At 49.6% G+C, this 9514-nt stretch carries 10 protein-coding genes and 1 pseudogene; 4 read left to right on the forward strand and 7 right to left on the reverse strand.

From position 1 onward, the window contains the following. Nucleotides 1-57: 57 nt before the first annotated feature. From ERD80_RS06620 to ERD80_RS06635, 4 genes are read right to left on the reverse strand one after another with little or no spacing between them, the layout of a single operon-like run. On the reverse strand, nucleotides 58-330 hold the full coding sequence (locus ERD80_RS06620) for a YkgJ family cysteine cluster protein (RefSeq protein WP_061353835.1): 273 nt from the start codon (nucleotides 328-330) through the stop codon (nucleotides 58-60). Beyond that, nucleotides 327-1898: a cobalamin adenosyltransferase gene (locus ERD80_RS06625; RefSeq protein WP_136546263.1), complete on the reverse strand. Its 1572-nt coding sequence runs from the start codon at nucleotides 1896-1898 to the stop codon at nucleotides 327-329. Before ERD80_RS06625 ends, ERD80_RS06620 begins: the two co-directional genes overlap by 4 nt. A 46-nt stretch (nucleotides 1899-1944) precedes the next feature. Beyond that, nucleotides 1945-3042, reverse strand: coding sequence for a chemotaxis protein (locus ERD80_RS06630; protein ID WP_136546265.1), 1098 nt, complete (start codon nucleotides 3040-3042; stop codon nucleotides 1945-1947). A gap of 38 nt (nucleotides 3043-3080) precedes the next feature. Next, the gene (locus ERD80_RS06635) at nucleotides 3081-4001 is read right to left on the reverse strand and encodes a WYL domain-containing protein (protein WP_136546267.1); all 921 of its coding nucleotides are present in this window, start codon (nucleotides 3999-4001) and stop codon (nucleotides 3081-3083) included. A 312-nt stretch (nucleotides 4002-4313) separates the two neighbouring features. On the opposite strand from ERD80_RS06635, the pseudogene ERD80_RS06640 reads away from it, so the two are divergent. Together ERD80_RS06640 and ERD80_RS06645 are read left to right on the forward strand one after the other, a co-directional pair. Then, nucleotides 4314-5460 (forward strand): annotated as a pseudogene (locus ERD80_RS06640) (IS3 family transposase). Between the two features lie 57 nt (nucleotides 5461-5517). Beyond that, entirely contained in the window at nucleotides 5518-5952 is a 435-nt protein-coding gene (locus ERD80_RS06645; RefSeq protein WP_282183360.1) for a DUF4225 domain-containing protein, read from the forward strand. Here ERD80_RS06645 and ERD80_RS06650 read toward each other — a convergent pair. Then, a complete protein-coding gene (locus tag ERD80_RS06650) occupies nucleotides 5949-6275 on the reverse strand; it encodes a hypothetical protein (protein ID WP_136546269.1) in 327 nt (108 codons plus the stop codon). The genes ERD80_RS06645 and ERD80_RS06650 overlap by 4 nt on opposite strands. 653 nt (nucleotides 6276-6928) lie before the next feature. Between ERD80_RS06650 and ERD80_RS06655 the strand changes: the two genes are divergently transcribed. Continuing rightward, entirely contained in the window at nucleotides 6929-7777 is an 849-nt protein-coding gene (locus ERD80_RS06655) for an AraC family transcriptional regulator (protein ID WP_058781886.1), read from the forward strand. Here ERD80_RS06655 and ERD80_RS06660 read toward each other — a convergent pair. Further along, on the reverse strand, nucleotides 7734-8132 hold the full coding sequence (locus tag ERD80_RS06660) for a helix-turn-helix domain-containing protein (RefSeq protein ID WP_058775597.1): 399 nt from the start codon (nucleotides 8130-8132) through the stop codon (nucleotides 7734-7736). The two genes, ERD80_RS06655 and ERD80_RS06660, sit on opposite strands and share 44 nt — an antisense overlap. 233 nt (nucleotides 8133-8365) lie before the next feature. On the opposite strand from ERD80_RS06660, the gene ERD80_RS06665 reads away from it, so the two are divergent. Beyond that, on the forward strand, nucleotides 8366-8743 hold the full coding sequence (locus ERD80_RS06665) for a hypothetical protein (RefSeq protein ID WP_059010240.1): 378 nt from the start codon (nucleotides 8366-8368) through the stop codon (nucleotides 8741-8743). 12 nt (nucleotides 8744-8755) lie between these two features. Here the strand turns inward: ERD80_RS06665 and ERD80_RS06670 are convergent, their stop codons facing one another. Next, entirely contained in the window at nucleotides 8756-9220 is a 465-nt protein-coding gene (locus ERD80_RS06670) for an Rrf2 family transcriptional regulator (protein ID WP_021506875.1), read from the reverse strand. Nucleotides 9221-9514 lie beyond the last annotated feature (294 nt).

Below are 9514 nucleotides of genomic sequence, written 5' to 3' on the forward strand. Positions count from 1 at the left end.
AGTCCAAAGGCCTTCAAACTGGCCTAGTCGTGACTACGGTCATGGGATCAGTCCATCCTACTGCTCAAGTTTTTCTAGAATTAAACAAGCTTCACGATTAAGAGTAATGAATTCCTGCCAGCTATATTGCTGTTGGTAGTTAAGCTGATACTGTTTTTCTACCTGGCAAATAAGCGGACGTGTTTCATAAATCGCGCACAGCTTTGTCTCCATCTGATAGTGACGACAAATGCCGTCACCACGATCGAGAAATTGCGTTTCACTGGCGCGATTGACGTGGCGACAACAAGCGCCGCACTGGTTACAGGGAAACGCGGGCGTTAGCGTCATAGCTTACTTAACCAGCTACGCACAGAGCGGGTACTCCCTGCTTCAAACGGTAGCGCAATATTACGGCGCTCAACCTCCGCACGCAGCAACAAACCGCGCTCAATTTCACTATTCACCGCGTTAAGATGCAGCGAGAAACGCGATAACGCAGACGTATCAATAACAAACTCTAACGCCGAAAGCTCCAGTAGATAGCTATCGAGTTCAGCATTCACCTGCTGATAATACTCTAGTGCTTTCTGATACTTATCTTTAAACGTATCCAGAAACGCCCAGACCTTTTTCATCAATGCGCTGTGTTCAAGGAAGTAGTTCATCACCATCGTCAGAAGACCGGTCGCCAGCGCGCCGCAGAAAGCCGCCAGTTCCGGACCAAAAGGAAAGACGAGCATCTTGGCTAAAGCTTCGTTAACCACCACACCAGCAGCCACGGCCACACCCGCAGCCACCAGCTTGCTCACCGCTTTAGCTAGCTGCCCCGGCGCTAATCCCTCAGGGTTAAAGACCATAACTTTAAAGGCCTGTACCAAATTGTTCCACATCTCACGAATCAGGCGCACCATCATCTTCTTAGTCGTAAAAAAGATATTGAAGAGCGTCGTCGTAACGCTGGAGAGCACGCCACCGATGGCACCGTCTTTAAAGGACGTCAGGAAAGTGCTGAATTTACCCTGCACTCGCTGCCAGACTGCGCGTAATGCCTCCGCCGCATCTTGCAGGAAGTCTCCGGCATCGAATGAACGACGATGCTTCTCGAACATCACGGGAATGCGCTCGCGGAACTCAAACCAGGTCTCTGCCAGAACCAGCCCCAACATCTGCCGCGTTCCCATGCGAAATGCATTGTTCATTGTGGCAGTGGCGACATTCTTCGCAAACTTGCTGCTGGTGTAATATTCCTGATTGATCGTACTGTTGTATTTTTCCCGCGCCTTTTTGTCAGCCTCTTTCATCCGTTCAAAATCGGCGGCTGCTTTATTTTCCAGCTTATTCAGTTGTTTTTGCTCTTGCTCGGAAAGCGTTGGCTGGCTGCGTAAACGGGCAATTTCCTGCGTGGTCACAGCATGCTGTTCTTGTAGCGTTTGCACGAAGGCATCCATCGTTTTCGCCTTCTTCGCCTTATTCAGCGACTCATTCGTAAAGGTCAGATTTGATGAATCATTAGCCAGGTCGGCACCATCGCATTCGGCAAGGATACGCCCTGGATCGTTGTGAATTTCATGGGCGGCAATAATATGGTCGAGATTCTTTTTATCATTAGCCGCAAATTTCTCACCAGTGTAGGTATCGGTCAACGTACCGGCCTCGTGCGCCTTTTTTCCCGCCCGGTTGGTGGCAATGTAGTTTTCGTGGCTATGGTAATGATGAGAATCATACCCTTCGCGTTGCCCGTACCGTTGACGCTCGGCATCGGAGGCATACACTCCCTCGCGAGCGTTATGAATGGTATTCACATCGCCGCCGTGTTTATCCTCCAGCAAGAGAAAATCCAACCCAAAAGAGGTAGTCAGACTCTTGACTACCGTCTGATGTAACTCTTCACCCCAGTCAAACCTGGCTGTGTTCATTGTGCTCGCCCATAGCAATACCGGGCAGATTCGCCCGGCGAGTCGATTAAATACGAGAAGAAAATGCGTCAAACTCAGAATCAGAAGCCGCCAGTTTTTCGTCCAGAATCTCTTTGTTCAGCAGGTTCATACCGTTGCTGTCGGTCTGCAGTTGGATCACGCCATCTTCGATAACGGCTTCACCGTTTTCCTGCGTCACCGGCTTGAACAACGGCGTGGTGATCACGTCGGTCATTATGGCGGCTAATTCATAACCATGGTCGATAATCGCCATAATCTCTTCCGACTCACTAATCTCGGTAGTGATATTCTTCTCATGACGTTCAACAATGATGGCATGCATCGCTTTCAGCGGCTCAAAGTAGTGCTGAATAAAGACGCTATGCATACGGGTGATTGATTCATAAATTCTATTTACATACTGCTGCACCTTCGTCAGCTGCGCTTCAGCCGCATTCATTTTTTCCACCGCCGCGGTCACTTCGCGGGAGCTTTGATAAGCATTGTTAAGCGCCTTTTCGGCATGGCTATCGTAAGCCCAGCCCGCAATAGCAATCAGCGGAGCCACCACTGCACCGCCAAGCACCATCGCGCCGCCCGCCATCCCCCAACCACCTGCGGCCAGGGAACCACCACCAATCGCCGCCATTGTGGCGTTATACGCCGCCGCACCAGACAGGGCGGCGATCGGCGTACCGGTAGAAGCTGCGGCAAACGCCATCACGCCGCTGTACACGGCAAAACCAGCGGCAGCACCAGAAACCCCGGCACCGACGACCGTCGTCAGGTATTCCGTGGCGGAAATCGCCAAGTTCTGAATTTTATTGATGTTATGCTGTGGTACCTTCAGCCGAAGATCTTTATGCCCATCTTTCGCCATACGCGCCAGCAGATCGTCGGCAATCGTTTTAAACTCATTGAAATCTCTACCGATTTCCAGCTCTTTTTCACCCAGTTCGGCCAGTTTTTTCGACGTTATTTCATTTACCAGATCAAAGCTCTCTTTATGCTTATCAAAGCGACGCTGCGCGCGATCTAATACATCATCAGCTTCCGATTTTTTCTGGTAGCCATCATAAGCTTTTTTACCGCCAAACGCCGTTGCCGCTGCCGCGACGCCCAGAATAATGAATGGTAATGCCATAGATAATAATCTCCTTTGCAATAAGTCGTTGTTACCCGCTACGCATCACATTCCTGAACAGGAACGGAGTCGCGATCGACAGTGATGTAGTTATGCAGTAAGTTGATGACCGTTTTTTTCAACCATTCTGGTTCCAGAATTTCTATATTCGGTAACCAGAATAGAATTAGTGGAATAATTTGATTCTGATGTGCTGCCTTGCAAAGCAAAGTCACGCCATCATTCTCTTCGCGAACCAATTCTTGCTGAGGCAGTAAGTCTCGTCTTGCGAAGTAGCCAGCAATACTGTGTTTAATACGCACCCGCACCTCAAACGTCTCTTCACTCACCCAAGGATCGTGATGCTCATCAATTAATGACAGTGTGGGTGTATCTACAGCAAAATGCTCTTTCCGGATATCCAACCACCGAATTTTACTTAACGAAAAAGACTTTAGTTTTCCGTCCTCAGTCGCCAGCAGATACCAAATATTTTTCTGGTTAACTAATTTATAAGGATGAACGGTGCGCGTTTTGTCTTTATATACAATATGACAGATGCTGTTTTTCTGAATCGCTTTTTCTAATAAGTTAAAATACTTTCGCAAATCATTTCTGACTGAATGTTCAGGGCGACCAAAATGAACTCTAACATGCTGTTCTGCAACTCTTTTCTCTAAGCTAAGCCAAAAATCCTCATCTCTGTCAGGAAAAACCGCGTCGGCGTCCAGCAACTTAGCCAGTGGGTAATGAAGAGCATCGTAGCGATTATTCTGAGCTCGAATAGGTATCAATCGATACTCTCCACCACCACACCCCTCTATAAATGAGGAAAGCATATTAAGATCACGATAGACCGTTCGTTCAGTAATATTAAATTTCCTCATCAACTGATAGCGATTCACAGCGCCACAAGTTTGTAGTTCTATCAGAATATCGACTAAACGTCCCGCTGAGCAACTCCTTGCTGAATCGGCCATAAGCACCTACTTTTCTGTTTTCCTGACATGGATTATATGTGAAATGCTGACATAGGTTGTCAGTTCATCGGCAGGTTTACCAACTTTTTTAGGGATACTGGCAATTTTTTTGATCGTTAACAACATTAGATCGTTTTAGATATACAGGTGGTGTTAAGTGGACTGACTTCATGGCCGTGGACATGTCCTCTCCTCAGGACTAACGCCATCAAGATGGCTATGGCGTCGGGCCCGGTTGTAGAATACTTCTTAATCGCCACAGGTTTAACAGATACCTCAGAGTCATTTAAGATGACTTAAAGAGAGGTGCCCATGAGCGATAAGCGTTATCCTGAAGAGTTTAAAATTGAAGCAGTCAGACAGGTTGTTGATCGTGGTCATTCTGTTTCCAGTGTTGCAACACGTCTTGGTATCACCACTCACAGTCTTTACGCCTGGATAAAGAAGTACGGTCCGGATTCTTCCACTAATAAAGAACAGTTAGATGCTCAGGCCGAGATCCGCCGCCTTCAGAAAGAGTTGAAGCGGGTTACAGACGAACGGGACATATTAAAAAAAGCCGCGGCGTACTTCGCAAAGCTGTCCGACTGAGGTACGCCTTTATCCGCGACCACCGCCGTTGCTGGCCTGTTCGTTTGCTCTGTCGGGTTCTGGATGTCCATCCGAGGGGATTTTATTTCTGGCTTCAGCAGCCACATTCACAGCGTCACCAGACAGACCAGATGCTGACCGGGCAGATCAAACAGTTCTGGCTTGAGTCTGGCTGTGTCTATGGTTATCGCAAGATCCATCCCGATCTGCGTGATACCGGACAGCAGTGCGGAGTGAATCGGGTCTGGCGGCTGATGAAGCGTGCCTGAATAAAAGCTCATGTTGGGTACCGTAGCCCACGGGCACGTAAAGGTGAAGCCAGCATCGTGACACCCAACAGGCTCCAGCGGCAGTTCAATCCGGACTCACCGGATGAGCGTTGGGTGACGGACATAACCTACATCCGAACCCACGAAGGCTGGCAGTATCTGGCCGTGGTGGTTGACCTGTTCTCACGAAAAGTTATCGGCTGGTCAATGCAACCCCGCATGACAAAAGAGATTGTCCTGAACGCATTACTTATGGCGGTGTGGAGGCGTAATCCTCAAAAGCAGGTACTGGTTTACTCTGATCAGGGCGGTCAGTACACGAGCCATGAGTGGCAGTCGTTCCTGAAATCACACGGTCTGAAAGGCAGCATCAGTCGTCGCGGTAACTGCCATGACAACGCGGTTGCGGAAAGCTTTTTCCAGTTACTGAAACGCGAACGAATTAAGAAAGGATCTACGGAACGAGAGACGAAGCCAGAAGCGATATTTTTGATTATATCGAAATGTTTTATAACAGTAAGCGTCGGCATGGTTCGAGCGAGCAGATGCCACCGGCTGAATATGAAAACCTATATTATCAACGACTCAGAAGTGTCTAGATTATCCGTGGCGATTCAATTGACGGTATAAGCGTTGTCCTAAGTGGCTTATAAATTGTGGCAGGGGCGGGTGTATTAGTCGGGTCTGCAGCAACAGGCAATGTGTTAGGCGTAATCGCCGGTTCAAAACTCATTATGAATGGTGTAGGTTCAGGTATTGAAGGAATTGGAAAGCTGAGAGGTGTACCTAACCCTTCAAATCCGGTCAGAGACGCATATGAGGATATAGCTGAGTTTTTTGGATTTGACCAAAGGCTGGGATTACTTGCATATCAGGTAGTTGATTTAACCACCTCTTATTATGGTATTTTCAAACTTACATTAAAGCCGGAAGCCTGGAGATTATTTAAATATCTTCCTGCTGATTATTATCGCAAAGTTCAGACTATGAGCAAGCCCGCCCTTGCTATAAAAAGTGCAGGAGCGGCGATCAAAGGGACTGGAATAGGTTTTAATCTTTATCAAATGCAAAACAACCTTGCAAATAATTAACTATTATCGTTCTTCTTAATAAACCTATAGGCTTTCCAGGATAATCTCAATGGAGTAACGAAATAGATAATCAAAAAAGCGAAGCCAAGGACAATCACATAAGAGAGGAAATCTGATTTATCGGCATTAAGGGCACCATATAATCCTATGAGGATCAATATAGATACTCCGATAACACCTCCCCAAAAACGTTTGCTTAAATCAATAACCAGAGTTTTAAGGGTATCAGATTGGGACTCATCCTTTTTTACGATACTCCTGAGCTTGCCGATATCTTTAGTAGTGAAACCATTATCAAACAGCTTTTTCTCATATTCGTTCATATAAATCATCCCGATTAGACATCCTGTTCCGAATCAAATATATCACAATCCAATGATGAAAAGCCACATGAAATCCAGGTATGCCACGCCAGTTTGATTGAAATATGAATACAAAGTGGCATGGCTCCAATACCCATCTCAATTTATAAAATAAAAAATACATCAATCCACTCTTCGTCATATAAATCAATGAATTAATAAGTTTTGATATTAACAACCAAGCCTGAGGATTTAAAGTAGCTTCTGGCTTATACGCTCTCACTCAGACTCGTTAGATATGAATCATTAAAAAACTTGCACGAAACTCAAGTTTGATGTGCTGCCTGCAAATCCGGTATCAATTAAGCATAAATGAAACCGGAATCACCACCCTCAAATTCATAAAGTCATCAGACCAAAAGGGCAACACTGTCTTTGCTCGGAACGCTCATAATTTTTCAGGTTTTTAGTTATTGCTGCGATCTGCTGCCAGATTCAGTAAACCGGCTTGTGCTGAATGACTTGATCGGTAGTATGAATGTGAGAGCTGCCCGGTTCTTGTATCAGGTTCAACTCTCCGGTCAAAACCAGTAGCTATGAATCTCTTAAATTCATAATTTAAAAACATCACCCTACATCGGTGATCTTCCGCCACTCACCACTCAGGCCCAGCCATGCTCATCCATCCATCCGACAACCTTCCGTTCTCTGGCGATCCGCGTAAGGAAGAGCTGCGCCAGCGGCTGATGCGACCGGATGCGCCCAAAGTCATTGCCGTGTCACTGTCGAAGGAGCTGGATCGCGAGCGACGCACGCATCGTCATGCCGCCGGTCAGCTGTTTTGTCTGCGCCAGGGATTGATGACGGTGAACACCTCGTCGGGCATTTTTGCTAACCCGCCGCGGCTGGTCGGCTGGATTCCGCCGTGGTTTGACCATGCCCTTGTCGGGCCGGGGCGCGTGCTGGGCTGGACGGTACTGATTGACGAAGCGCTGGCTGCGCCGTTGCCGGATCGGCCGGTGCTGCTCTCCTGCCCGACCGTGCTGGAGCCGCTGGCAGAACGGCTGGCGGTGCTGGAGCCTGAACTGTGGAGCAGCGCGCGCTATACCCGGCTGGGTCAGGTGTTTCTTGATGAACTGTACGAATCCACGCCGCAGGAACTCACCCTGCCGCTGCCGGATGAGCCGCGGCTGCGGCAGATTGCACGCCTGCTGATGGACGATCCGGCTGATACACGCACCGGGCCGGAGCTGGCGCAGTGGGCTGGTCTGAGCGCGCGCAGCCTGAGTCGCCACTGGTCCAGCGCGGTTGGCATGAGCCTGAGTAAATATCGTCAGGTGTCGCGCCTGCTGAAATCGCTGGAAGGGCTGGCGGCAGGCCACAGTGTGCAGCAGGTTGCCTGGCAGGTGGGCTTCGACAGCGTCAGCAGCTATATCAGCGCGTTTCGCGCCGCCTTCGGCTCAACGCCAGGCAAATACTTTACGACGCCAGCCGACTCTGCGAATGCAGCATCAGCAGGCTAGCCGGACCGTCAATCGGTGGCAGGCTGTGCCGGTATTTGCGGCGAAAAGCGCCCGGCGGCAGGTCAAACATGCGCCGAAAGGTGCGGCAGTAGGTTTGCTGTGAATCGAAGCCAAACTGCAGCGCAATCTGCATCAGCGACGTGTTACTGCTGAGCAGGGTGATGACGGAAGCCGTTAGCTTCCGTTCACGGATATAGGCTCCCAGCGCCACGCCAGTATAGCTGCGGAACAGCCGCTGCAAATGCCACTGCGAATAACCGGCCCGCCGCGCGACCGTCTCCAGCATGAGCTTTTGTTCAATATTCGCCTCTATCCACATCATCAGCTGATGCATAAAGGCTGCGTGAATATCCATCCTCTCCTCCTGATGCCGTGGTGCGACTCAATCTGCGACATTGTAAAAACAGGACGACTGGCTGTGTTTGCGCATAAAGCCAATAAATAGCGATAACTCGCCAATTTACATATCACTACTCTGGCGAGGAGAAGACGCTGTTGCGCCAGCGCACATCATGTAATATTGTAAGTTACATGACGGATAAGCCGCCGTTCTTTCCGCTGCGCCAATCGTCACAAAGGAGAAAATCTATGCATGCCTTTTTACTCTCTGACACGGGTGTGTGCCTGGCGATTGCGCTAGCCTCAGCCAGCATCGCGATGACCATGACGCAGACCGAACTGTTTGCCGGTTTGCGCGCCTGGACCGCACGCAAACACGCCTTGCTCGGTCATCTGTTTCACTGTTTCTATTGCCTGAGCCATTGGGTGGTGTTTGCCGCGATGCTGATTTACCACCCAACGCTGCTGAACAGCGGTTGGCCGCTGGTCGACTGGTTCATGACAGCCTTCATCACGCTGACGCTGACCACGTTTGTCAGCGGTATGATGTTTAAAGTGTTTCAGGCCGCCGTCACCACGCATGTGATGAAGCATGACGCGCAGATCAAATTGCAGAAGCAGGATTAACGGCCGCGCGGGTTAGTCGCTGCAGCGCGGAAAGGTGTGCGGATCCAGCCCGAGGCTGGCCATTTTTTGCAGGTAATCTTCGGCGATGTCCGCCACGGTAATCTGGCTAAAGCGCTGCAGCAGTAACGCTTCGGCTTCACCCAGCGCCTGGTCGAGCCGGGCGTCTACCGCATGTTCCACCAGGCAGGGCGAAGGATCGGCCGCCGGGCCAATGCTGAACAGCGCCGGTGAGCCGATGGCCTGGTACACATCCAGCAGCGTGATATCGCGCAGGTCCGCGCGCAGCTCCCAGCCGCCGCCGTGCCCCTTTTCCGACACCAGATACCCCTTTTCACGCAGCCCTGACATCATGCGACGCACCACCACCGGGTTGGTGCCGAGCATTTTTGCCATGGCATCGGAAGTAGCGCGTTTAACGTGACGATCAAGATGAATGAGCGCGTGCAGCGAGCGGGACAGGCGGTTATCGCGTGGCATGGACGTTTCCTCTGAAATTCCCGCTACTGTAGCAAACCATGCTGGCGGCAACAATTTATCCCGGCTGAGGGTTGATGGCGCCCTGACCAGGCATCCGCGTTAATCAGGCTGCCAAATGGGAAAAGGCAAACCGCCACAGTAAAAGCCATTACGATGAAAAGACGATTGGGCATCGGTTAATTAATTAATGAACTGAGTGACAGAAAGGGAAAATTTATTTCCCACAAGGAAAGATAACTCCTCCAGGCGGAATAATCATTTCCCTTTTATAATTAATTTAATCTTGTAGGACAT

It is taken from the genome of Pantoea sp. R102 (genome assembly GCF_004916815.1).
In the GTDB taxonomy this organism is placed as follows: Bacteria; Pseudomonadota; Gammaproteobacteria; order Enterobacterales; family Enterobacteriaceae; genus Pantoea; species Pantoea dispersa.

What these genes read in the sequence shown, in the direction of transcription:
- ERD80_RS06620 (WP_061353835.1), bottom strand. Translation starts at nt 330, where the DNA reads ATGACGCTAACGCCCGCGTTTCCCTGTAACCAGTGCGGCGCTTGTTGT.
- ERD80_RS06625 (WP_136546263.1), bottom strand. Translation starts at nt 1,898, where the DNA reads ATGAACACAGCCAGGTTTGACTGGGGTGAAGAGTTACATCAGACGGTA.
- ERD80_RS06630 (WP_136546265.1), bottom strand. Translation starts at nt 3,042, where the DNA reads ATGGCATTACCATTCATTATTCTGGGCGTCGCGGCAGCGGCAACGGCG.
- ERD80_RS06635 (WP_136546267.1), bottom strand. Translation starts at nt 4,001, where the DNA reads ATGGCCGATTCAGCAAGGAGTTGCTCAGCGGGACGTTTAGTCGATATT.
- ERD80_RS06650 (WP_136546269.1), bottom strand. Translation starts at nt 6,275, where the DNA reads ATGAACGAATATGAGAAAAAGCTGTTTGATAATGGTTTCACTACTAAA.
- ERD80_RS06655 (WP_058781886.1), top strand. Translation starts at nt 6,929, where the DNA reads ATGCTCATCCATCCATCCGACAACCTTCCGTTCTCTGGCGATCCGCGT.
- ERD80_RS06660 (WP_058775597.1), bottom strand. Translation starts at nt 8,132, where the DNA reads ATGGATATTCACGCAGCCTTTATGCATCAGCTGATGATGTGGATAGAG.
- ERD80_RS06665 (WP_059010240.1), top strand. Translation starts at nt 8,366, where the DNA reads ATGCATGCCTTTTTACTCTCTGACACGGGTGTGTGCCTGGCGATTGCG.
- ERD80_RS06670 (WP_021506875.1), bottom strand. Translation starts at nt 9,220, where the DNA reads ATGCCACGCGATAACCGCCTGTCCCGCTCGCTGCACGCGCTCATTCAT.